Here is a 23,467-nt window from a genome sequence, read left to right as displayed (position 1 = left end):
GCGGATCCGGGATCAGGGGGTCGCGCCGGGTCGCCGGTGGTCGCGCCGGTCACTGAGTCGCGTCGGGTCGCCGGGTCGCCGGAACGGGTCGCGGCGGTCACCGAGTCGCGGCGGTCACCGAGTCGGGTGGGTCACTGCGGGATCGAGCGGATCAGCTCGCGCAGGCCGTCCGCGTCCAACAGGTCCGCGGGGCGGAGGGTGCGGTCCTGGCGGACGTAGTGGAACGCGGCCCGCACCTTCTCGACCGGTGAGCCGGTCAGCGCCGCCCACGCCAGCCGGTACGCCGCGAGCTGCACGGACAGCGCGGGCAGGCGGTCGTCGTCCGGCACGGCGCCGGTCTTCCAGTCGACCACCGTCCAGCCGCCGTCGTCGTCGGCGAACACGGCGTCCATCCGGCCCCGCACCGACAGGCCGTCGATCTCCGTCTCGAACGGCACCTCGACGTCGTGCGGCACCCGGTCGGCCCACTTGCTCGCCAGGAACGCCTCCTGGAGGCGGGTGAGGTCGGCGTCGGGCGCCGCTCCCTCGTCGGCCGCGCCGGGGAGTTCGTCCAGGTCGAAGAGGCGGCTCGCGCCGAACCGCTGTTCCAGCCAGGTGTGGAACGCCGTGCCGCGGCGGGCCAGCGGGTTCGGTGGGAACGGCAGGGGGCGGCGCAGACGTCGGGCCAGGAGGTCCGGGTCGGCGGCCAGCTCGACCAGTTGGCTGACCGAGAGGTGGTCGGGCAGGACGACCCGTTCCCGGCGGTCGGCCGCGGCGGCGCGTTCGGCCAGCAGCACGTCGACGTCCCGCGACCAGCCCTCGGGGTCGTCCTCCGAGTCGTCGGCCGGCGGCGCTTCGGGGAGGTCTCCGGCACCGGCCTCGGCCTCGGGATAGTCGTCCGGCTCCGGCGGCACGTCCTCGGGGAACAGGTCTTCCGGCAGGTCCGCAGGCGGCAGGTCTTCCGGCGGCAGGTCGGCGGGCGGCAGGTCTTCCGGCGGCAGGTCCTCGGGGAGCAAGTCCTCCGGCGGCAGGTCGTCGGGCGGCAAGTCCTCCGGGAAGGCGTCCGGACGCACGTCCTCCGGCGGCACGTCGTCGTCCGGCGGCTCGGGCGGCAGGTCGGCGTCGGCGTCGGCGTCGGCGTCCGCGTCGGCCGGTCGGGGCAGCCGGGACAGGTGGCGGTCCAGCGCGGCCAGCACCAGCTCCGCCCCCTCCTTCACCGCCTCACGGCGCTTGCCGAGCGGGTCGGCGGGCCACTGGGCGGTCTTCGTCTGCGACGCGAGGGGGTTCGGCTCGTCGTCGGCGGGCCTCGGCGCCCAGTTCGCGATGTCGGCCGGCGGGTGGTCGGCGGCCAGCACGGACTCGCGGATCTCCGTCAGGAACGCCGACGGCCCCTTGGGCTTGTCGCCCGTCTCACCCCACCAGTGCCCGGACACCAGCAGGCTGTGCTCGGACCGGGTCAGGGCGACGTACAGCAGCCGGCGCTCCTCCACCAACCGCCGGGCGTCGAAGTCCTCCTCGTGCTTGACGAGCGCCTCCTCCACCTCCTTGCGGTTGGCGCCGGGCGCGATGCGCAGCTGGGGCAGGTCCTCGGCGTCACCGCGCAGGTCGGCGGGCAGCTCGGCCACCGCCCGCAGCCAGCTGGACGACTTCTTGCGCCCCGGGAACACGTCCTTCACCACGTGCGGCACGGCGACGATGTGCCACTCCAGCCCTTTCGCCGAGTGCATGGTCAGCACCTGCACCCGGTTCTCGGCGACCTCGACCTCGCCGGGTTCGAGACCGTCCTCGGCCTGCTCGGCGGTGTAGAGGTAGTCGAGCAGCGCGGGCAGGGTCGCGGACGGGCTGGCCGCCGCGAAGTCGGCGACCACGTCGGCGAACGCGTCGAGGTGCGCCCGGCCGACGCCGCCGGGCCGGGACATCGCCTCGATGTCCAGCAGCAGGGTGCGTTCCACGTCGGCGACCAGCTCGGGCAACGGCTGGTCGAGGCGGCGGCGCAACGCGGCCAGCTCGGCGCCCAGCCTGCGGATGCGCCGGTAGCCCTCGGCGGAGTACGCGGTCGGGTCGCCGGGGTCGTCCAGCGCGTCGGCGAGCCCCGCCTGGTCGGCGTGCTCGCCGGGCAGGGCGTCGGCGAGGACGGCGAGCGGGTCGTCCGCCACGGCCTGCCGGGTGGGCGCGCCGGCGAGGTCGCGGGCCCGCGTCCACAGCGCCGCCAGGTCGTAGGCGGCGACGCGCCAGCGGGAGCCGGTGAGGAGGCGGGCGGCGGCCGTGCCCGCCAGGGGGTCGACGAGGACGCGCAACGCGCTGGTGAGGTCCCGCACCTCCGGCTCGTCGAGGAGCCCGCCGAGGCCGACGACCTCCACGGGCAGACCGCGTTCCCGCAGCGCCGCCGCGATGTTCGCCATGTCGGACCGGCGGCGCACGAGCACCGCGGCGGTCGGCGGCTCGTCGCTGGTGTCCAGGTGGGCTTCCCACTGCGCGGCGACGGTGTCGGCCACCCAGTCCAGTTCCCGCCGGATGTCCTCGAACAACGCCACCCGCACGTCACCGGGGCCCGCGCCGTCACGGGCGCGCAGCTCGTCGACGTCCAGGCCCATCGCGCGCAGCGGCGCGGACACGGCGTTGGCCAGCGCCAGCACCTCGGGCGGGTTGCGGAAGCTGGTGAGCAGGCCGTACTTCTTCGCCGGCGGGAAGTCGTGCACGAACCGGGGCAGGTTCGCCGCGGACGCGCCGCGCCAGCCGTAGATGGCCTGCGCCGGGTCGCCGACCGACGTGACCGGCATCGGCTCGCCGCGCCCGAACAGCGACCGCAGCAGCACGCGCTGGGCGTGGCCGGTGTCCTGGTACTCGTCCAGCAGCACGGCCCCGTACCGCTCACGCTCGCCGCGCACGACCTCCGGGTGCTCGGACGCCAGCCGGGCGGCCAGGGACATCTGGTCGGCGAAGTCCATCGCCGCTTCCCGCCGCTTGCGCGCCTGGTACGCCTCCAGCAGCGGCAGCAGGTTGACGCGGAGGCGTTGGGCGTTGACGACGGCCTTCAGCGACTCGGGCAGGCCGTCGCGCTGCCGGGCGGTCCTGGGCGCGTTCTCGACGGTCGTGCACAGCCACTCGGCGTGCTTGCGCAGCGAGGTGGGCTCCACCAGGTGCTCCCCCAGCTCGCCGGCCAGCGCGAGCAGGTAGCCGGTGACGGTGGCGGGCACCTTGTCGGTGTCGATGTCCTCGGCCCACGTCGACACGACCCGGTGGGCGAGCTGCCAGGCCGCGGTCTCGGTCAGCAGCCGCACGCCGGGCTCCACGGGCAGCCGCAGGCCGTGTTCGCCGACGAGCCTGCCCGCGTACGCGTGGTAGGTGAGGATCACCGGTTCGGTGGTCAGCACGGCGGCACGCCGTTCGCCGCTCGGGTCGAGCCGGTCGAGCAGCGACGACCCGCCGAGCCGCCGCAACCGCAGCCGCACCCGGTCGGACAGCTGCCGCGCGGCCTTGCGGGTGAACGTCAGGCCGAGGACGCGGTCGGGCGTGACGAAGCCGTTCGCCACCAGGTAGACGACGCGGGCGGCCATGGTCTCGGTCTTGCCGGCTCCGGCGCCGGCCACGACGAGCGCGGGCGCGGTGGGCGCGGCGACGACGGCGGCCTGCTCGGGGGTGGGCTTCGGCAGGCCGAGGGCCTCGGCGACCTCGAACGGGCTGGCGAGCGCCACCGGCTCACCCGCCACCCGTTCGACCCCGCTCGGCACGACCACGTCCCGCATTCTCCGTTGTCGGGCCGCGCATCCTTCGGCGACCCGCAGGCCAACGCGATAATCGCTGGTCAGAAGTCCACTACTGGCTCACCTGCCGACCCGACGAGTGCACCGGGCACGTGGTGCGGGCCGGGCAGCGATCACAGTCCGCGTTCTCCGCCGCCCGGTACCGCGGCCCGACGCTGGACCCGGCGGCCAGCTGCACGGCCTCCAGCCACACCCGCACGCCCTGCTCGTCCAGCGGCGCCTGTTCCAGCTCGGTGGCGCCGGTCTTCTTGTTCTCCTTGGCGACGTAGAGCAGGCGCGCGCCGCCGGGGTCGGTGCCGAGCCCGAGGTGCGTGAACCCGCCGAGCGCCGACGCCAGCTGGTAGACGGCGAGCTGCGGGTGCTGCCGCGCCTCTTCCTTGGTGACGGGGTTCTTGCCGGTCTTGACGTCGACGACGACCGGCCGCCCCTCCCGGTCGGTCTCCAGCCGGTCGACCCGGCCGCGCACCCGCAGCTTCGGCCCGCCGTCCTGCCGGGGCACCTCGACCGAGATCTCCTCCTCGATCGCGACCTGGGTGAGCTGGGCGCGGCTGGAGGCCAGCCACGCCAGGAACGTGTCGAGCATCCGTTCCACCCGGATGCGCTCGCGCCGCGAGAACCAGGGCGCGCCCGCGTCCACCGCCGCCCAGGCCTCGTCCAGCTTGGCGCGCAGCTCCTTCTCGTCCGCGCCGGTCGCGGCGGCCTGCGCGAGGGCGTGCACGAGGGTGCCGGTGATGGACGCCAGCTCCGCCGGGTCCTGCCCGCCGTGCCGCTCGACCACCCACCGCAGCGGGCACTTCGCCAACGTCTCCACCGTGGACGGCGACACGCTCACCGTGTGCTCCTCGGTCCACAGTGGACTGTCCGTGGTGACGTCCGCCAAGCCGTACCACGAATCGGGGTGCGCGCCCGGCACGCCCTCCGCCGCCAACCGGGCCAACTGGACGGCCGCGCGCTCCCGCCGTTCCGCCGGCTCGTCGTCCGAGCACACGACCCGCCGCAGCTCGCCGACCAGCTCCGCCAGCACCAGGCCGCGCTGCGGCGTGAACGTCGGCCGCTCCGGCTCGTCGGTGGACAGCTCCTCGATCTCGTCCAGGAACCGCGACGGCTGCTCGTCCTCGCCGCGCACCGCGCTGACCAGCAACGTCCGCCGGGCCCGGCTCGCCGCGACGAGCAGCAGCCGGCGTTCCTCGGCGAGGATCGGCGCGACCGCGGACACCGTCTCCGCCGACACGCCCGCCACCAGGTCGACCATCCGCTCGACGCCGAGCAGCGACCCGCGCAACCGCAGGTCGGGCCAGCTGCCCTCCTGCACGCCCGGCACGGCCACGACCGTCCACTCGCGACCGGCGGCGGCGTGCGCGGTCAGCACCGACACCGCCTCGCCCGTGGGCGCGGCGGCGGCCAGCGTGTCGCCCACGATCTCCTGCGCGGCCAGGTAGTCCGCGAAGGCCTCGGCGCCCGAGCCGGGCAGCCGGTCCACGTACTTCGCCGCCGCCTCGAACAGCGCGACGATCGCGTCGAGGTCGCGGTCGGCCTGCATGCCGACGGTGCCGTGCCGCGCGGACTGCGCCACCCACCGCTGCTCCAGACCGGTGGCCTGCCACAGCTCCCACAGCACCTGCTCGACGGTCAGCCCGTCCGCGATCCCCTTGCGCGCCTTGCGGAGCAGCCCGGCGACCCGGCGCGCGGGCAGCGCCTCGGCGTCCTCCAGCGCGGCCAGCCGGTCGTCCGACTCGATCACCTCGACCAGCAGCTCGCCGCTCGGCCGGTCCCGGCCCGCGGCCAGCTCCAGCCGGCGCAGGCCGCGCCGCAACCGCCGCAGCGCCAACGGGTCCGCGCCGCCCAGCGGTGACGACAGCAGCATCGCCGCGGTGTCCTCGTCCATGCTCCCCGGCACGGCCGCGCAGCGCAGCAGCGCCAGGAACGGCAGCACGGCCGGTTGCCGGGCCAGCGGCAGCTCGTCGCGCGGCACCGCGACCGGCACGCCCGCCGCGAGCAGCGCCCGCTGCAGCACCGGCAACGACCGCGTCGCCGACCGCGCCACCACGGCCATCCGCGACCACGGCACCTCGTCGATCAGGTGCGCCCGGCGCAGCTGGTCGGCCACCCAGCTCGCCTCCTGCGCGGCCGACGCGAACAACCGCACCTGCACGGCGCCCTCGCCGTCCGCCGGCGACACCGAGCGGGTCGGCGACGCGCCCGGCAGGCGGCCCGCGAGCCGTCCCACCGCGGCCCGGATCTCCGGCGTCATGCGGTGACCGGTGGTCAGCACCACCGCCGGCCCGTCCGCCTCGGCCAGCAACGTCGGGTCCGCGCCCCGGAACGAGAAGACGGCCTGGTCGGGGTCACCCGACAGGATGAACTCGTGCGCGGCCCGGCCCAGCTCGCGCAGGAACTCGAACTGCAGCGGGTCGAGGTGCTGCGCGTCGTCGACCAGCAGGTGCCGCACCCGCCGCCGTTCGCCCGCCAGGACGTCCGGCTCGGTCTGGAACGCCAGCAGCGCGCTGCCGACCAGCTCCGCCGCGTCGAACGACGGCGCGTGCCCCTGCCCGCTGCTGGCCAGGAGGTTGACCTGCTCGTACTGGGTGGCGAACAGGCCGGCCGCGACCCACTCCTCTCGGGACTGCTGCCGCCCCAGCTCGGTCAGGTCCTCCGGCGCGAGGCCCCGCTCGGTGGCGCGGAGCATCAGGTCGCGCAGCTCGTGCGCGAACCCCGGCAGCGTCAACGCGGGCCGCAGCCGTTCCGGCCACTTCGGCGCGCCCGTGCTGACGTCACCGGCGAGCAGTTCGCGCACCACGGCGTCCTGCTCGGGACCGGACAGCAGGCGCGGCGCGGGCTCGCCCTTCAGCACCGCCTGCGCCCGCAGCACCGCGAACGCGTACGAGTGGACGGTCCGGACCAGCGGTTCCTGCGTGGTCGGCAGCACGCCGTCGGACCGGGCGCCCGTGAGCAGGCGGGTGATGTGCGCCCGCATCTCCGCCGCGGCCCGCCGGTTCGGCGTGATCACCAGCACGTTCTCCGGGTGGACGCCGTCCCGGACCCGCCGCGCGACCACCTCGGCCAGCAACGTGGTCTTGCCCGTGCCGGGGCCCCCGAGCACCCGCAGCGGCCCGCCGGCGTGCTCGAACACGGCGCGAGCGGGCGCGTCCCAGTGCCGCCGGGGCTCCTCCTGCCGCACCCGGCGCACCAACAACGGCGCCCTGTTCACTGCCACGAGAGCATGGAACCACAGTGTTGGATTGCCGCTGCTCCGCAGGCGGCGGCTCGGCTGTGTTTGTGGCCGCTGCTCCGCAGACGGCGGCTCGGCCGCCATGAAGTCGGCAGTTCGCGACCGATCCCGCGACGATCGAAAAGCGTGATCGCCGCGGGATGGGCCGCGAACTACCGACGCGGCCGTGCACATGGCCGCTGCTCCGCAGACGGCGGCTCGGCCGCCATGAAGTCGGCAGCTCGCACCTGATCCGCCGGCGATCGAAAAGCGTGATCGCCGGCGGATCAGGTGCGAACTACCGACGCGGCCTCGCGGTGGTGGTCCGGTCGTGTGGGATCAAGGCGAGCTGATCTCACATGCGAAGCTGTCGGGGTGGACGAAGAGCTGCATGAGATGGTGCGCGCGGTCGTGCGGAGGATTCCGCGCGGGCGGGTTGCCACTTACGGGGACGTCGCCGACATCGCCCGCGCGCCGTCCCCCCGGTTGGTCGGGATGGTGCTCAACCAGGACGGCCTCGACCTGCCGTGGCACCGGGTGTTGCGCGCCAACGGCACTTGCGCGCCCCACATCGCCGACGAGCAGCTGCAACGGCTGCGTGAAGAGGGTGTGGTGGCCGACGACGGCAAGGTCGACCTGCGCAAGTACCGCTGGGAGGACGCCGTCAAGCAGAAGGCGGAGGAGCCGCCCGCCCTGTGGTGACCCGCGCCTGCACGCGGGCCAGTTCGCCTTCCACGTCCGGGTCGCGGGTCAGCGCGGCGGCGAGCTTGAGGTGCGGCAACGCCTCCGCGTGCCGGCTCTGGCGGCTGAGCGTGCGGCCGAGGAGCAGGCGCGGGTAACCGTCGGACGGGTCCAGCTCGACCAGGTCGACGAGGACCCGTTCCGCCTTGCCCAGCGCGGCGGACTGGAAGTGCGCCAACGCCAGCTCGGTCAGCACGGTGCGGTCGCGCGGCGCGTGCTCGGCCGCCTCGGCGAGGTAGCGGGCGGCCGTGCTGGGGTCGCCCGCCTCGCGGAACTCGCGGCCCTTGCGCAGCAGGTCCAGGACGTCGGTCATGACAGCTCCTCGTCCGCCGAGGTGACGTGCGGGACGGGCGTCCCGCCGAGTCGCCCGGCTTGGAAGTCCTCGATGGCTTGCAGGATCTCGGCCCGGGTGTTCATCACGAACGGCCCGTAGCGCGCGACGGGCTCGTTCAGCGGCAGCCCGCCGAGGACGAGCACGTCCCAGGTCGTCTCGGCCCGCACGGTGAGCGCCGCGCCCCGGTCGAGGACGGCCAGGTGGCCTTCCTCGAGGGGACGTCGCTCGACGCCGACCGTGCCGCGGCCGGACAGCACGTAGACCATCGCGGTGAACTCCTCCGGCCAGGGCAGCGCCAGCCGGGCGTGCGGGCTGAGCGTGGCGTGCAGGTAGGTGATCGGGGTGTGGGTGAGGCCGGGGCCGCGGTGGCCCGCGACGTCGCCCGCGATGACGCGGACGAGCGCCCCGCCGTCGTCGCTGGACAGCAACGTCGTGTCGTGCGCCTTGATGTCCTGGTAGCGGGGCGGCGTCCACTTGGCGGCCTTGGGCAGGTTCACCCAGAGCTGGACACCGTGGAACAGCCCGCCCCGGGACACGAGTTCCTGCGGCGGCAGCTCGGAGTGCAGCACCCCGGAGCCCGCGGTCATCCACTGCGTGCCGCCGTTGGTGATCAGCCCGCCGCCGCCGGTCGAGTCCTTGTGCTCGAACGCGCCGTCGATCATGTAGGTGACGGTCTCGAAGCCGCGGTGCGGGTGCCACGGCGCGCCCTTCGCCTCGCCGGGGCCGTACTCGACGGCGCCCATGTGGTCGAGGAGGAGGAACGGGTCGGCGAGGGCGAGGTCGACGCCCGGGAACGGGCGGCGGACCTGGAAGCCCTCACCCTCGACGAACCGGCGCGCCGGCACGACCCGCCGCACGGGACGCCACGCGGTGGCGTGCTCGGGCAGCTCGGGGAGGCGCGGGAGGGTCAGGGTGTCGGCGGTGACGGCGGGCATGGCTGCCTCCTCGGGCGGTGACCGCCCGGGTTCGGCGGTCTCACCCGCGTCAACCTAGTTGAAGCATCAACTATTCCTGCGGTCACGAGAGGTCTACATATGTCGCGCTACATGTGTAGACTCGTTTCCGTGCAGGTGACCGACACGCTGAGCAGGGTGCTCAAGGCCTTCCTCTGCGACCCGGCGAAGCCGCAGTACGGCTATGAGCTGATGAAGGCCGCGGACGTGAAGAGCGGCACGCTCTACCCGATGCTGAAGCGGCTCCTGGACGATGGCATCGTGGTCGCCGAGTGGGAGTCCGCGTCCCCGACGCCGGGCGGCCGTCCGCCGAGGCGGTACTACAAGCTGACCGGCGAGGGCGTCCGGCAGGCCCGCGTCGCACTGGCCGAGCACGGGACCGACCGCCGTCCGGCGGGGATGGCGTGGCCGGACTTCGGCCCGTCGCCCGCGACGGGGTTGGGATGACCGCCCGCCGGGACCGCGCCGTGCGGCGGATCGCGACGTTCCTGCTCGGACTGGCCTGGCGTCGGCTCCCGGTCGACTCCCGGGACGAGTGGTTGCGGGAGTGGCACGGCGAACTGTCGGCCATCCTCGCCCCGGACGGTGACCGCGGGTGGCGACGAACGGCTCGCGCCCTGCTGTTCGCGCTCGACCAGCACCGCGGCATCCCGGCGTTGTGCGAGTCGACGTGGCCCCGGACGTTGGGCAAGGCCGCGCTGACCTCCGCCGTCGTGACGATCGCCGTGTCCGCTGCCGCCGTGTCGCCGACCTTCCTCGGCGGCAGCGGGTACCTGGTGTCCGGCCGCGACAGCGGCAAGATCTCGACCGCCAAGAACTGGGTCATCTACGCGACGCTGCTCGGCCTGGTGGCGTACCCGGTCGGCTGGCTCTTGATCGGCCTCGGACCGGTGCTCGTGGTCGCGGGAGTGATGGTCGCCGTGAACCTGCTCCTGTGCGCCACGGCTCTGACCCTGACAGCACTGGCCAGGGTGCGCGAAACCCTACAGCGAAGGGCGAGCCGATGAAGCGGGCGGCGATTGCGGCCTCGGCGGCGATCCTGGGTAGTGGCGTGACCGGTGTCGCCCCGTGGCCGGTCGTGGCCTTCCTCGGCATGCTCGGCGCACTGGTCTACATATATCGACTCCGGGTGATCCAGGACCTCGGCCGTCGAGCGCTCGACAAGAGCACTCCGGAGGGGGTGCCCAGTGTGATGTCGACCATCACCGGCGGCGAACTCACGCTCGACCCGCTGCCCGCGAAAGGTGTGCGGAACGGGAAGAAGAAGCGCTAGGCGACGTCCTGGAAGCAGCGCGCCTCGTAGTACCGCAGCAGCACCGCTTCCACCACGCGCAGGTGCGCGCCGATGGGCGCGGCGACCACGTCCGCGCCCGAGTCGACCACGGCCCGGTGGAACAGGCCGGGCGCCAGCAGCCAGGAGGCGACGGCGACGCGGCCCGGCGCGGCGGCCACCACGTCCGAGACGTGCGGCGTGGCGGTGGCGGCGTACCCGATGGCCACCGGGCCGACGCGCCGCGACAGCGCCGCGGCGACCGCCCGGACGTCGGCCAGCGCGCGCGGGTCGGACGACCCGGCGGCGGCCAGCACGACGGAGTCGCCCTGACGCCAACCCGCCTCGGACAGGCGGGCCAGCAGCGCGGGCAGCAGCGCCGGGCCGATCGGGTCGGTGACGACCGCGTCCGGGTGCCCCGAGGCCGCGACCTGCGCCGGGATGTCCACCCGGACGTGGTACCCGGCGGCCAGGAACGCGGGCACGACCACGGCCGGGCCGGTCAGCCCGGACAGCACCGAGGTCACGTCCGGCTGCCGCACGTCGGCGTAGGCGACGCGCACCGGCACACCGCCCAACCGGGCGCGGACCAGGGCGGCGATCTGCTCCACGACGACCGCGCCGGCGGGGTCGCGGGTGCCGTGCGCGACGAGAACCAGGGTCATACCGCCACTCCCGCGGGGTCCATGGCCAGTCGGTAACCGCGCTTCACGACCGTGGCGACCATGCGGGGCTCGCCCAGCGCCGAGCGCAGGCGGCCGATCGCGGTCTCCACGGCGTGCTCCTCGCCGCCGCTGGGCAGCGCCGCCAGCAGCTCACGGCGGGACACCACCCGGCCGCGCGCGGCGGCCAGGACCCGCAGCACGGCCATCGGGGCGGGCGGCACGGGCCGCAGCTCGCCGTCCACCACGACGGCCTGGCCGCGCAGCTCGACGTCACGGGCGGCGATCCGGAGCCGGGTCGCGCGAGCGGGCAGCTCCAGCGTCAGCTCACGGGCCAGCGCGCCGATCCGGGCGCGGGCGGGCTGCACCACCGGGATGCCGGCGTCCACCAGCGGCCCGGCGGTGATCGAGCCGACGCCCACCACCAGCACCTCGTCCCGCAGCAGCGACACCAGGTCCGGCAGCCTGCCCATCGCGTCGGCGACCCGCAGCACGGAGGACGCGGCCGGCGCGCTGGTGAACGTCAGCGCGTCGACCTGCCCCGCCAGCACGGCCTCCAGCAACCGTTCCAGCGGCGCGGGGTCGGACGGACCGGTCCAGCGGTAGACGGGCACCTCGACGACGGTGGCACCCGCCGCCCGCAACGCGGACGTGAAGTCCGGCAGCGGCTCGCCGTGCAGCTGCACGGCGACGCGCAGACCGGCCACGCCGGACCTCAACAGGTGGTCCAGCAGCTCCGCGTTGCTCTCCCCCTCGGGCGACCACGCCTCCACCAGGCCCGCGGCCCGCACCGCGCCCCGCGCCTTCGGCCCCCGCGCCAGCACCCGGGCCCCGGACAGCCGCGACAGCAGCCGCGCGCCCAGCCCCCAGCCCTCGGCCGCTTCCACCCAGCCGCGGAAGCCGATGCCGGTGGTCGCCACGGCGACGTCCACCGGTTCCTCCACCACGGCCCGCGTCGCGGCCAGCAGCTCCGCGTCGTCGGGCAGCGGCACGATCCGGATGGCGGGACCCTGCAGCACGGTCGCGCCCTTGCGTTCCAGCAAAGCCGAGAGCTCGTCGGCCCGCCGGGCGGCGGTCACCCCGACCGTGTACCCGGCCAGCGGGGCGGCGGTCACGGCGACCCGACCTGGATCACGCCGTCGGTCACGACCACCGGGTGCACGGGCACCCCGGTCGAGGGGTCGTCCAGGCACTTGCCGGTCGTCAGCTCGAACGCCTGCTTGTAGACGGGCGACACGACCACCGGCACGCCGCCCCGGTCGCCGATGATGCCGCGCGACATCACCGCCGCGCCGCTGAACGGGTCGATGTTGCCCAGCGCGTGCACCGTCCCGGCGGAGGTGAGGAACACCGCCACCTGGGAGCCGTCGGGCAGCAGGGCGGCCACCCCGTGGTCGGGCCGGAGGGCGCTCAACTCGCACACGGGTGTCATCGGGAAACCTCCGCCTCGTCGTTCGCCGTGCTCAGGGTTGCCTGGTCGCCGGTGCCGCGGAACGCCTGGCCGCCCGCGCCCGGGGACGGGACGCCGAGCAGGACGGGCACCTTCTGACCGCGTTCCTCGCGGAAGGAGATCGTCGGGTCGGGCGTGCCGGGCGCGTTCACGAACGAGGTGAACCGCGCCAGCTTCTCCGGGTCCTCCAGCACGCCCCGCCACTCGTCGGCGTAGTTGTCCACGTGCTTGGCCATCGCCGCCTCCAGGTCGGCGCAGATGCCGAGGCTGTCGTTGACGATGACGTCGCGCAGGTGGTCCAGCCCGCCTTCCAGCGACTCGATCCACGTCGAGGTGCGCTGCAACCGGTCCGCGGTGCGGATGTAGAACATCAGGAACCGGTCGATCAGCTTGATCAGGGTCTCGGTGTCCACGTCGGACGCGATGAGGTCGGCGTGGCGCGGGGTGAAGCCGCCGTTGCCGCCGACGTACAGGTTCCAGCCGTTCTCGGTCGCGATGATGCCGAAGTCCTTGCCCCGCGCCTCGGCGCACTCGCGGGCGCAGCCGGACACGGCGGACTTCAGCTTGTGCGGCGACCGGAGGCCGCGGTAGCGCAGCTCCAGCTCGATGGCCAGCGACACCGAGTCCTGCACGCCGAACCGGCACCACGTGGTGCCGACGCACGACTTCACCGTCCGCAGCGCCTTGCCGTAGGCGTGGCCGGACTCGAAGCCCGCGTCGACCAGCCGCGACCAGATCTGCGGCAGCTGGTCCACGGTCGCGCCGAACAGGTCGATCCGCTGACCGCCGGTGATCTTGGTGTAGAGGCCGAAGTCGCGGGCGACCTCGCCGATGACGATGAGCTTCTCCGGCGTGATCTCGCCGCCGGGGATGCGCGGCACGACCGAGTAGGTGCCGTTGCGCTGCATGTTGGCCAGGAAGCGGTCGTTGGTGTCCTGGAGCGTCGCCTGCTCGCCCTCCAGCACGTGCCCGTTCTCCAGCGACGCCAGGATCGAGGCGACGGCGGGCTTGCAGATGTCGCAGCCGAGGCCGCGGCCGTGCCGGGTGATCAGCTCGGAGAACGTGGTGATGCCGGTGGAGCGGACGATCTCGAACAGGTCGGCGCGCGAGTGGTCGAAGTGCTCGCACAGCGCGCGGGACTGCTCGACGCCGCACTCGGAGAGCAGCTTCTTCAGCATCGGCACGCACGAGCCGCAGCCCGTGCCCGCCTTGGTGCACGCCTTGATGCCGGGCACGTCCACGGCCTCGCCGGAGTTCACCACGTCGACGATCTGCTGCTTGGTGACCGCGTGGCAGGAGCACACCTGCGCGTCGTGCGGCAGCGACAGCTCGACGCCGCCCGCCGGGCCGATCAGCGCCACAGGGTCTCCCGGCACGGGACGGCCGACGAGCGGCCGCAGCACGGGGTACTTGGACGCGTCGCCGACCAGGATGCCGCCGAGCAGCGTCTTCGCGTCGTCGGACACCACGACCTTGGCGTACGTGCCGGCCACGGCGTCGTTGACGACGACCTCCAGCGCGCCCTCCTCCTTGGCGTGCGCGTCGCCGAACGACGCCACGTCCACGCCGAGGAGCTTGAGCTTGGTGGACATGTCAGCGCCGGGGAACACGGCGCTGCCGCCGAGCAGCCGGTCCGCGACGACCTCGGCCATCGAGTAGCCGGGCGCGACCAGGCCGTACACCATGCCGTCGAGGTTCGCGCACTCGCCGATGGCGTAGATGTGCTCATCGGACGTGCGGCACGCCTCGTCCACGACGATGCCGCCGCGCTCGCCGACGGTGAGGCCGAACGACCGGGCCAGCTCGTCGCGCGGCCGGATGCCCGCGGAGAACACGACCACGTCGAGGTCGAGCTCGACGCCGTTGGAGAGCTTGGCGATGAGCCGGTCGCCGTCCCGCTCGATCACCGACGCCGACGTGCCGGTGTGCACGGTCAGGTCCAGCTTCTCCACCAGCCGCTTGAGCAGGCCGGCGCCGCCCTCGTCCACCTGGAGCGGCATCAGGCGCGGCCCCAGCTCGACGACGTGCGGCGAGATGCCCATGCCGCGCAGCGCGTTCGCGGCCTCCAGCCCGAGCAGGCCGCCGCCGAGCACCATGCCGGCCCGGCGACCGCCGCCGCCGTGCGCGGACTCCACGGTGGCGCGGATGCCGTCGAGGTCCTCGATGGTCCGGTAGACGTGGCAGCCCGGCAGGTCGCGGCCCGGCACGGGCGGCACGAACGGCACCGAGCCGGTGGCCAGCACCAGGGCGTCGTACGACTGGGCCCGGCCGGTGGTGGTGCGCACCACGCGGCTGTCCCGGTCGATGTGCACGACCTGCTCGTTCAGGTGCAGTTCCACGCGCTCGTCGTCGTGCGGCGCGAGGCTCAGCGAGCCCGCGTCCCAGCTGTCCACATAGGACGACAGCGCGACGCGGTCGTAGGCGGGGCGGCCCTCCTCGGCGAACACCACGATCCGCCACTGGTCGGTGGCGTCCTTCTCGCGGAGCGCCTCCACGAGCCGGTGTCCGACCATGCCGTGACCGACCACCACAAGCGTTCGCGTCATGGTCCCCATCCCTCCTTCTGCCCGGGTCAATGCTCACCGGGCACCGTGTCGTGCCAAGGTCGCGAATGTTGCGCAGGCGTTAAAGCAGACTCACGCCGCTGTTCAGAGCGTTGTGTGCGTCACACGCGCGTCACACGCCGGCGTAGGCCAGGCTCGGCCGGCGCGCGAACACGCGCCGCCGCATGTAGAACCACCAGGTCGTGGCCATGCAGACGCCGTAGAACACCAGGAACGCCGTCAGCGCGGGCGCCAGCGTCTTGCTGCCCTCCAGCGAGAACTTGAAGACCAGGTTGACCAGCACGCCGCCGAACGCGCCGACCGCGCCCGCGATGCCGACCACCGCGGCGGCCTGCCGCTTGGCCGACCGGACGTCCTGGGTCTGCGCGGCGAAGATCGCCGGGATCATCCGGTAGGTCGAGCCGTTGCCCACGCCGGCCAGCACGAACAGGGCGATGAACGCCCCGAAGAACAGCGCGAAGCTGCGGATCTCGATGCTGACCAGCAGGGCCACCGTGCCCACGGCCAGGCCGAGGAACACCGCCATGGTCATCCGCGCGCCGCCGAACCGGTCGGCGAGCCACCCGCCGAACGGCCTGCTCACCGAGCCGATGAGGGCGCCGAGGAAGGCCAGGCCGACGAAGCTCTTGTAGTCCACGAAGCTCAGCTTGATCAGCGACGGGAACGCGAACGAGAAGCCGATGAACGAGCCGAACGTGCCGATGTACAGGAACGACATCACCCACGTGTGCTTGTTCGACATCGCCTTCTTGTACGACGAGCCGTCCGGCTTGGCCTGGGTGAGGCTGTCCATGAGGAACCACGCGCACGCCGAGGCGACGATGATGAACGGCATCCAGAACAGCGCCGCGTAGGCCAGGTTGATGCCCGTGCCGAGCGAGATGATGATCGGCACGACCAGCTGCACCATCGCCACGCCGAGGTTGCCGCCCGCCGCGTTGAGGCCGAGCGCCAGGCCCTTCTTGCCCTCCGGGTAGAAGAACGAGATGTTCGCCATGGACGACGAGAAGTTGCCGCCGCCGAAGCCCATCGCGGCCGACGTGAGCAGGAAGAACCAGTACGGCGTGCCGGGGTTCGTCACCGCGATCGCCAGCATCGTCGTGGGGATCAGCAGGAGGCCGGCGCTGATCGTGGTCCACGCCCGCCCGCCGAACTTCGGCACCGCGAACGTGTAGGGGATGCGCAGCACCGCGCCGACCAGGTTCGGCACGATCAGCAGCCAGAACGTCTGGCCGACGGTGAAGCTGAAGCCGACCTGGCCCAGGCTCACGACCACGATGCTCATCAGGCTCCACACCGTGAAGCCCAGGTTCTCCGCGAGGATGGAGAAGATCAGGTTCTTGCGGGCTACCTTCTTGCCGGTCGCCTCCCAGAAAGAGGGGTCTTCCGGCTCCCAGTGCTCGATCCACCGACCACCGCGCTTCGCCTGCGGCGCAACGCCCTCGGTCTCCACCACCGTGCTCATTGGACCCTCCCGGACACCGATTTCCCGTTGTGGGAACCGTAAGAACGGTCCGTTACCCCGACGTTCGGACAGGTGTCGTCGGCGGCAACTCCCCCGCACATCACGCCGACTGGGGCTGTGAGGCCGCGAGCCAGTCGACGATCCCGCACACCGCGTCCTTGCAGCCGCCACAGCCCGTGCTCGCCCGCGTGACCTCCGCGATCGCGGAGATCGTCGTCGCGCCCGCGCGCCACGCGCTGACCAGCTGCCCCTTGCTGACCGTGTTGCACCGGCACACCACCGCGGACGCGGGCAGGTCGGCGGGGCTGGCCTCGTTCTCGGCGGGCAGCGCGCGGCCCAGCAGCAGCGCGAGCCGGTCGGTCGGCGCGGGCAGGCCCCGGTCGAACAGCTGGGTGATGGCCGCCGCCGCGTCCGGCGCGCCGAGCACGATCGCGCCGGTGACCTTGTCGTCGCGCAGCACGAGCTTCGCGTACCGGCCGCGCGCCGGGTCCTGGAAGCACAGCACCTCGTCGTCGGCCGAGTCGACGCCGACGTGCACGTCGCCCAGCGCGGCCAGGTCGACGTCACGGGCCTTCAGCCTGGTCACGACGGTGGTGCCGGCGTAACGGGCGGCGGGCGCGGCGCCGGTGAGCCGGTCGGCGAGCACGGCGGCCTGCTCCCACGCGGGCTGGACCAGGCCGGACACCGTGCCGACGTGCTGGGCGCAGTCGCCGATGGCGTGCACCCTGGGGTCGCTGGTGCGCAGCGCGTCGTCCACGAGGATGCCGCGGTCGACGTCGATGCCCGCCTGCTCGGCCAGCCCGGTCTCCGCGCGCACGCCCGCCGAGACGACGACCAGGTCCGCGGGCACGTGCGTTCCGTCGTTCAGCTCCAGCCCGTCGCCGGGCACGTACCGGGTGGCCAGCACGCCGAGCCGGAACTCGATGCCGAGGCCGTTCAGCGTGGCGGCGAGCACCCGGCCCGCGCCCGCGTCGAGCTGCCGTTCCATCAGGTGCCCGACCGGGTGGACGACGGTGACCAGGCAGCCCCGGCCGGCCAGGCCGCGCGCGGCCTCCAGCCCGAGCAGCCCGCCGCCGAGCACGGCGACCGGCGTGCCGGGCGACGCCTTGTCTACGATCCGGGCGCAGTCGTCCAGCGAGCGGAACGCCACGACGCCGGGCGCCAGGTCGCCGTTGCCGTCGAGCAGCCCGTCCGTCGGCGGCACCCACGACCGCGCGCCGGTGGCCAGCACCAACGCGTCGTACGGCACCTCGGTGTCGTCCACGTGGACGACCCGCCGGGTCCGGTCGATCTTGGTCACGGACCCGCCGAGCCGCAGGTCGACGTGGTGCCTGGCGGCCCAGTCCTCATCGTGCAGCCGCACCGCCTCCGGGGTCAGCGACCCCGCCACCACGCTGGACAGCAGCACCCGGTTGTACGCCGGGTGCGCCTCGTCGCCCAGCACGGTCACCGCGACCCGGTCCGCCTTCGGGTCGCGGCGGCGGATCTCGTCGGCCAGCCGGGCGCCGGCCATGCCGTAGCCCACGACGACAACGTTCCTCATACCGACTCCAATCGGACCGCGCACACCTTGAACTCGGGCATCCGGCTGGTCGGGTCCAGCACCGGGTTGGTCAGCAGGTTCGCCCGGCCCTCCCCGGCGAAGTGGAAGGGCAGGAACACGAGGTCCACCCGCATGGACGGCACGCAGCGCACCCTGGCCACGGTCCGGCCGCGCCGCGACACCACGGACGCGAGCTGGCCGTCGCGCACCCCCGCGCGGGTCGCGGTGTCCGGGTGGACCTCCACGTACGCCTCCGGCTCGGCCTGGTTCAGCTCCCGCACCAGCCGGGTCTGCGCCCCGGACTGGTAGTGCTGGAGCACCCGGCCGGTCGTGGCCTGCAACGGGTACTCGGCGTCGGGCAGCTCCGCGGGCCCGCGGTGCTCGACCGGGACGAACCGCGCCCGGCCGTCCGGGTGGGCGAACCGGTCGAGGAAGTTGCGGGGCGTGCTCTCCCCCACCACGGGCCAGTGCAGGGCCTCGCCCTGGCGCAGGCGCTCGTAGGTGACGCCGGAGTAGTCGGCCAACCCGCCCTTGGACGCCCGGCGCAGCTCCTCGAACACCACCTCGGGCTCGGTCGGGAACCGCTCGGCGGGCTGGCCGAGGCGCGTCGCGAGGCCCTGCAGGACGTCGAGGTCGCTGCGCACGCCCTCGGGCGGCTCCACGGCCACCTGCCGCAGCAGCACGCGGCCTTCGAGGTTCGTCATCGTGCCGCCCTCCTCGGCCCACTGCGTGACCGGCAGCACGACGTCGGCGACCGCGGCCGTCTCCGACAGCACCAGGTCCGCCACGACCAGCAGGTCCAGCGCCTTCAGCCGGTCGGCGACGTGCTGCGAGCGCGGCGCGGACACGATGACGTTGCTGCCGAACACCAGCAGCGCCTTCGGGCCGCCCGGCTGCCCGAGCGCGTCGAGCAGCTCGTAGGCGGACCGGCCGGGACCGGGCAGGTCGTCCACGCCCCACACGCCCATGACGTGGTCGCGGGCGTCCGGGTCGGTGATCTTGCGGTAGCCGGGGAGCTGGTCGGCCTTCTGGCCGTGCTCACGCCCGCCCTGCCCGTTGCCCTGGCCGGTGAGGCAGCCGTAGCCGGAGCCCTTCGTGCCGGGCAGGCCGAGCGCCAGCGCCAGGTTGATCCACGCGGACACGGTGTCCGCGCCGCTGGCGTGCTGCTCGGTGCCGCGGCCGGTGAGGATGTACGCGTTGCGCGCCTCGGCCAGGATGCGCACGGCCGCGCGCTGGTCGGCGACCGGCACGCCGGTGACCCGCTCCACCCGCTCCGGCCACCACGACGCGGCGATGCGCCACGCGTCCTCGAACCCGGTCGTCCGGTCATCGAGGTACCGCTGGTCGAGGTGGCCGTCGGCGACGGCGGAGTGCAGCAGGCCCAGGGCCAGCGCGAGGTCGGTGCCCGGCGCGGGCTGGAGGTGCAGCGTGGCCAGCTCGGCGGTGGCCGTGCGGCGCGGGTCGATGACGATCAGCTCGGCGTTCTTGAGGTGCTGCACGAACGGCGGCATCGTCTCGGCCGGGTTGCCGCCGACCAGCAGCACCGCGCCCGCGTCGTCCAGGTCGGTCACCGGGAACGGCATGCCCCGGTCCAGCCCGAACGCCTTCATCCCGGCCGCCGCCGCGCTCGACATGCAGAACCGGCCGTTGTAGTCGATCTGCGAGGTGCCCAGCGCGACCCGGGCGAACTTGCCCAGCGCGTACGACTTCTCGTTGGTCAGCCCGCCGCCGCCGAACACGCCGACCGCGTCGGGCCCGTGCTCCTCGCGGAGGGCGCGGAGCTTGGCCGCGACCACGTCGAGCGCCTCGTCCCACGTGGCCGGCCGCAGCTCGCCGTCCCGGCGGACCAGCGGCGTGGTGAGCCGGGCGGGCGACGTCAGCAGCTCGGCCGACGTCCAGCCCTTCTGGCACAGCCCGCCGCGGTTGGTCGGGAACTCCCGCGGCGACACCTTGCCGTTCTCGATCGTCATCGCGCACTGCAGCGCGCAGTACGGGCAGTGCGTGTCGATTCTGCGGGAGTCGGTCACCTGCCCGACGGTAGGAAGCAGCTGTTAACGGCGGCACACGAGATGTTTCGTCCACGCGAACTTGACTGCTCAGCACCCACGCGATGAGGGTGAGGTCACAGCAGTTCGAGCACCTTCGCGGCCGTTCGCTCCAGCCCGACGAGAGATTGTCGGCTCGACCGGGGGTGCAGGGCGTGGACCGCGAGGCGGAACAGGGTCGCCCGCAGGAGGATCTGCGGCCACTCCTCCAGGTGGGCCCACCGCTGGACGAGACCGTGATCCGCGCCACCCCAGGACAGCGCGTCGACCACGACGACCGCCGCGCCGTACGGGCCGGGCCGCCAGTAGGCGACGAAGTCGATGATGGCGGGCGCCGCGTCGCCGGCGAACAGGACCGTGCCGAACAGGTCGCCGTGCACGACCTGGGGCTTGAGCGCGACGGGCTTGCGGTAGGCCGCGCACACGTCGAACAGCCGTCCGCCCAGGTCCGGGTCGAGGTCGACCTGCTCCTCCTCCCACGCGCACCGGTCGGCGGTGGCGAACAGGTCGGTGCGGGCGTCGAGGAAGCGCGGCTTCACCAGGTCCGCGGTCGCGCGGTGCAGCTTCACGGCGACGTCGACGACCTCGTCGTGCCGGGGCTCGGCGCGCCCGGCCAGGTACTTGGTCGCCGCCCAGCCGCCGACGACGTACCGCCCGTCGGTGGACCGCAGCGGGCGCGCGACGCGCAGGTTGTCGACGTCGAGCCCGTCGAGCGTCTTGGCGACCCACGTCGCCTCGGCCGGCTTGCCCGCCGGGCGGATGGCCGCGTCCCCGCACCGCCACACCGGACCGCCGTCGATCAGCTCCGGCTCGGCGTCCCGCGCGCCGAACGCTGCGCGCACGTGCGACGGTGGCGGCTCCGGAGATGGGGTCACGCCGGCACGCTACCTGCACGACGCCCTCGGTTGGTGGACCTCGGGCGGCGAAACGCGTGGTGTCCACGCCTTTGGCCTAACCGCAATAATGCGGACTCACCTCAGGGGTTGCCTGTGACCGACGCCACGCACGCCGAGTTCGCGCTCAGCCTGCACCGCGAGCTGCCCGCCGGCAACCGCTGCTGGTCGCCCTTCTCCGTGGCCGCGGCGCTGTGCGCCGCCTCCGACGTGGCGGGCGGCGACACGCGAGCCGCCGTCTCCGACGTGCTCCGCGCCGACGTCGAGCGGACCGCGGAGCTGCTCGCCGACGCCGCCCACGACGACGCCGTGACGTCGACCGACACCATCTGGGCCGATCCGTCCGGCCCTCTCGCCGAGCACCCCGGAGTCCGGCCGCTCGTGCTGGACGAGAACGCGCACGTCGAGATCAACAAGGTGGTGGCGGAGCAGACCCGCGGCTTGGTCCCCGAGGCCGTCCCGCCGGGCGCCATCACACCCGGAACCCTCGCCGTGCTGGTCAACGCGCTGCACGCCAAGGCCGCGTGGACGAAGGAGTTCCCGGCGGAGGACACCCTGCCCCGGAAGTTCCGCACGCCCGCGGGCAAGGTGATGGCGCCGACCATGCGCCGGGTCGGCACGTTCAGCCACGTCGCGCGGCACGGCTGGCAGGCCGTGCGCCTCCCATGCACGGAGGCGATGGACGTGGTCGCCCTGGTGCCCGACGCGCCCCTGGCGCACGCGCGACTCGACGGGGAAACGTTCGCCGACCTGCTCACGGGCCTGAGCCCGACCGCGATCGACCTCTACCTGCCCCAGGTGGACCTGACCGCCGCCACCGAGCTAGCCGACCACCTGCGCGCGCTGGGCGCCGGCCCGCTGTTCGACTCGTGGCTGATGGTCGAGAAGGTCCTCCACCAGGCCAAGCTGACGCTCGACGAGCAAGGCGTCGAGGGGGCGGCGGTCACCACGATGGCCGCCCCCATGTCGGCGCCCCCACCGCGGGAGGCCCGGCCGGTGCGGTTCGACCGCCCGTTCCTCCTGGCCGTCCGCCACCGCACCACGGGCCTGCTGCTCTTCCTAGCCGAACTCACCAACCCCTGACCAGAACGCCAACCCGGTCCCGTCCCACCTCGCGCCCCCGCCACCTCGCGACCCCCCGCGAGTTCCCGACGCCACCTCACGACCCCCCGCGAGTTCGCGTCGCTTCGCGACCCCCCGCGAGGTCGCGTCGATCGTTCGCGCCCCGTTTTCCGGCGATCACGCTTTTCGATCGTCGGAAAACGGGGCGCGAGCGGTCGACTTCCAGGCGACCGAGCCGCGACGCCGGAGGCGGCGCCATTAATACGTCGGCAGCGAGGGGTCCACTTCACGGGCCCACGCGAGGACACCGCCGCCCACGTGCACGGCGTCCTTGAAGCCGGCCCGGTGCAGCGCGGCCAGCGCCTCGGCGGACCGCGCGCCCGACTTGCAGTGCAGCACGAGCGGCTTGTCCTGCGGCAGCTCCGCGAACGCCTCGCCCGACAGGATGCGGTCCTTGGGGATGAGCACCGAGCCGGGGATCTTCACGATCTCGTACTCGTGGGGCTCGCGGACGTCCACCAGGAGGAAGTCCTCCCCGCTGTCCTGCTTCTGCTTCAGCTCCAGCGGCGTGATGGTGTTGCCCGCCGCGGCCTGCTGGGCGTCGTCGGACACCACGCCGCAGAACGCCTCGTAGTCGATCAGCTCGGTGATCTTGACGCTCTCCGGGTCCTTGCGGATCTTGATCGTCCGGTAGGACATCTCCAGGGCGTCGTACACCATGAGCCGGCCGAGCAGCGGGTCGCCGATGCCGGTCAGCAGCTTGATCGCCTCGGTCACCATGATCGAGCCGATGGACGCGCACAGCACGCCCAGCACGCCGCCCTCGGCGCACGACGGCACCATGCCGGGCGGCGGCGGCTCGGGGTAGAGGTCGCGGTAGTTCAGGCCGAGGCCGTCCGGCGCGTCCTCCCAGAAGACGCTGACCTGGCCCTCGAACCGGAAGATCGAGCCCCACACGTACGGCTTGCCGAGCAGCACGGCCGCGTCGTTCACCAGGTACCTGGTGGCGAAGTTGTCGGTGCCGTCCAGGATCAGGTCGTAGTCGCGGAAGATGTCGAGCACGTTCTCCGAGTTCAGGTGGGTCTGGTGCAGCACCACCTTCACGAACGGGTTGATCTCGGCCACCGAGTCCCGCGCCGACTCGGCCTTGGGCTTGCCGATGTCCGACTGACCGTGGATGACCTGGCGCTGGAGGTTCGACTCGTCGACGATGTCGAAGTCGACGACGCCGAGCGTGCCGACACCCGCCGCCGCGAGGTAGAGCAGGGCCGGGCTGCCCAGGCCACCCGCTCCGACGACCAGGACCTTCGCGTTCTTCAGCCGTTTCTGCCCGTCGACCCCGACGTCCGGGATGATCAGGTGGCGGCTGTACCGCGCGACTTCTTCCTTGGTCAGCTCCGCTGCGGGCTCCACGAGCGGCGGAAGCGCCATCTGAGTCCTCCTCGACGAAACATGTCCTCTACCGACGGACAACACCAGCCTGCCCGTCCGTCTTCCCGCTTGGGAAGTCGTCCCAAGGCGCGGGATTCCCGGC

The 23,467-nt window shown here is 73.4% G+C and carries 18 protein-coding genes; 5 read left to right on the top strand and 13 right to left on the bottom strand.

The window, feature by feature from the left end; genetic code table 11:
• Window positions 1-131 precede the first annotated feature (131 nt).
• Together ACRAKH_RS04610 and ACRAKH_RS04605 are read right to left on the bottom strand one after the other, a co-directional pair.
• A complete protein-coding gene (locus tag ACRAKH_RS04610; RefSeq protein WP_447009647.1) occupies window positions 132-3,725 on the bottom strand; it encodes an ATP-dependent helicase in 3,594 nt (1,197 codons plus the stop codon).
• A 70-nt stretch (window positions 3,726-3,795) separates the two neighbouring features.
• Complete coding sequence (locus tag ACRAKH_RS04605; RefSeq protein WP_447009950.1) at window positions 3,796-6,951, bottom strand: ATP-dependent helicase; 3,156 nt, start codon at window positions 6,949-6,951, stop codon at window positions 3,796-3,798.
• A 375-nt stretch (window positions 6,952-7,326) separates the two neighbouring features.
• On the opposite strand from ACRAKH_RS04605, the gene ACRAKH_RS04600 reads away from it, so the two are divergent.
• Window positions 7,327-7,653, top strand: a complete 327-nt coding sequence (locus tag ACRAKH_RS04600) for an MGMT family protein (RefSeq protein WP_380729929.1) — start codon at window positions 7,327-7,329, stop codon at window positions 7,651-7,653.
• On the opposite strand, the gene ACRAKH_RS04595 is transcribed toward ACRAKH_RS04600, so the two are convergent.
• Window positions 7,616-8,005, bottom strand: coding sequence for a tetratricopeptide repeat protein (locus ACRAKH_RS04595; protein WP_380729931.1), 390 nt, complete (start codon window positions 8,003-8,005; stop codon window positions 7,616-7,618). The two genes, ACRAKH_RS04600 and ACRAKH_RS04595, sit on opposite strands and share 38 nt — an antisense overlap.
• Window positions 8,002-8,961, bottom strand: coding sequence for a pirin family protein (locus ACRAKH_RS04590; protein ID WP_380729932.1), 960 nt, complete (start codon window positions 8,959-8,961; stop codon window positions 8,002-8,004). Before ACRAKH_RS04590 ends, ACRAKH_RS04595 begins: the two co-directional genes overlap by 4 nt.
• Window positions 8,962-9,090: 129 nt before the next feature.
• On the opposite strand from ACRAKH_RS04590, the gene ACRAKH_RS04585 reads away from it, so the two are divergent.
• Genes ACRAKH_RS04585 through ACRAKH_RS04575 form a run of 3 tightly spaced genes read left to right on the top strand, consistent with a single transcriptional unit; the run spans window position 9,091 to window position 10,252 of the window.
• Window positions 9,091-9,426, top strand: a complete 336-nt coding sequence (locus ACRAKH_RS04585) for a PadR family transcriptional regulator (RefSeq protein WP_380729935.1) — start codon at window positions 9,091-9,093, stop codon at window positions 9,424-9,426.
• Window positions 9,423-9,986 carry a hypothetical protein gene (locus ACRAKH_RS04580; protein ID WP_380729937.1) on the top strand — a complete coding sequence of 188 codons (564 nt, stop codon included), beginning with the start codon at window positions 9,423-9,425 and terminating at the stop codon, window positions 9,984-9,986. The genes ACRAKH_RS04585 and ACRAKH_RS04580 overlap by 4 nt, the downstream gene beginning before the upstream one ends.
• Complete coding sequence (locus ACRAKH_RS04575) at window positions 9,983-10,252, top strand: hypothetical protein (protein WP_380729939.1); 270 nt, start codon at window positions 9,983-9,985, stop codon at window positions 10,250-10,252. Before ACRAKH_RS04580 ends, ACRAKH_RS04575 begins: the two co-directional genes overlap by 4 nt.
• Here ACRAKH_RS04575 and ACRAKH_RS04570 read toward each other — a convergent pair.
• From ACRAKH_RS04570 to ACRAKH_RS04535, 8 genes are all read right to left on the bottom strand, one after another.
• Entirely contained in the window at window positions 10,249-10,914 is a 666-nt protein-coding gene (locus ACRAKH_RS04570) for a sirohydrochlorin chelatase (protein WP_447009646.1), read from the bottom strand. The genes ACRAKH_RS04575 and ACRAKH_RS04570 overlap by 4 nt on opposite strands.
• Complete coding sequence (locus ACRAKH_RS04565; RefSeq protein ID WP_447009645.1) at window positions 10,911-12,026, bottom strand: uroporphyrinogen-III synthase; 1,116 nt, start codon at window positions 12,024-12,026, stop codon at window positions 10,911-10,913. The genes ACRAKH_RS04570 and ACRAKH_RS04565 overlap by 4 nt, the downstream gene beginning before the upstream one ends.
• On the bottom strand, window positions 12,023-12,343 hold the full coding sequence (gene nirD / locus ACRAKH_RS04560; protein WP_380726726.1) for a nitrite reductase small subunit NirD: 321 nt from the start codon (window positions 12,341-12,343) through the stop codon (window positions 12,023-12,025). The genes ACRAKH_RS04565 and nirD overlap by 4 nt, the downstream gene beginning before the upstream one ends.
• Window positions 12,340-14,907 carry a nitrite reductase large subunit NirB gene (gene nirB, locus ACRAKH_RS04555; protein ID WP_380726728.1) on the bottom strand — a complete coding sequence of 856 codons (2,568 nt, stop codon included), beginning with the start codon at window positions 14,905-14,907 and terminating at the stop codon, window positions 12,340-12,342. The genes nirD and nirB overlap by 4 nt, the downstream gene beginning before the upstream one ends.
• A gap of 130 nt (window positions 14,908-15,037) precedes the next feature.
• Window positions 15,038-16,390: an MFS transporter gene (locus ACRAKH_RS04550; protein WP_380726730.1), complete on the bottom strand. Its 1,353-nt coding sequence runs from the start codon at window positions 16,388-16,390 to the stop codon at window positions 15,038-15,040.
• 100 nt (window positions 16,391-16,490) lie between these two features.
• Complete coding sequence (locus tag ACRAKH_RS04545) at window positions 16,491-17,933, bottom strand: FAD-dependent oxidoreductase (protein WP_380726732.1); 1,443 nt, start codon at window positions 17,931-17,933, stop codon at window positions 16,491-16,493.
• On the bottom strand, window positions 17,930-19,903 hold the full coding sequence (locus ACRAKH_RS04540; protein WP_380726744.1) for a molybdopterin oxidoreductase family protein: 1,974 nt from the start codon (window positions 19,901-19,903) through the stop codon (window positions 17,930-17,932). The genes ACRAKH_RS04545 and ACRAKH_RS04540 overlap by 4 nt, the downstream gene beginning before the upstream one ends.
• A 152-nt stretch (window positions 19,904-20,055) precedes the next feature.
• Entirely contained in the window at window positions 20,056-20,853 is a 798-nt protein-coding gene (locus ACRAKH_RS04535; RefSeq protein WP_380726734.1) for a TIGR02569 family protein, read from the bottom strand.
• 114 nt (window positions 20,854-20,967) lie between these two features.
• On the opposite strand from ACRAKH_RS04535, the gene ACRAKH_RS04530 reads away from it, so the two are divergent.
• Window positions 20,968-21,954 carry a serpin family protein gene (locus ACRAKH_RS04530; RefSeq protein ID WP_380726736.1) on the top strand — a complete coding sequence of 329 codons (987 nt, stop codon included), beginning with the start codon at window positions 20,968-20,970 and terminating at the stop codon, window positions 21,952-21,954.
• Window positions 21,955-22,191: 237 nt separating this feature from the next.
• Here ACRAKH_RS04530 and moeZ read toward each other — a convergent pair whose 3' ends face one another.
• Window positions 22,192-23,364: an adenylyltransferase/sulfurtransferase MoeZ gene (moeZ, locus tag ACRAKH_RS04525; RefSeq protein WP_380726738.1), complete on the bottom strand. Its 1,173-nt coding sequence runs from the start codon at window positions 23,362-23,364 to the stop codon at window positions 22,192-22,194.
• Between the last annotated feature and the right edge of the window lie 103 nt (window positions 23,365-23,467).

The sequence above is a fragment of the Saccharothrix hoggarensis genome, from assembly GCF_052936025.1.
The sequence above is the reverse complement of the archived record's forward strand: the minus strand, read 5'-3'. Positions and strand labels throughout refer to the sequence as shown.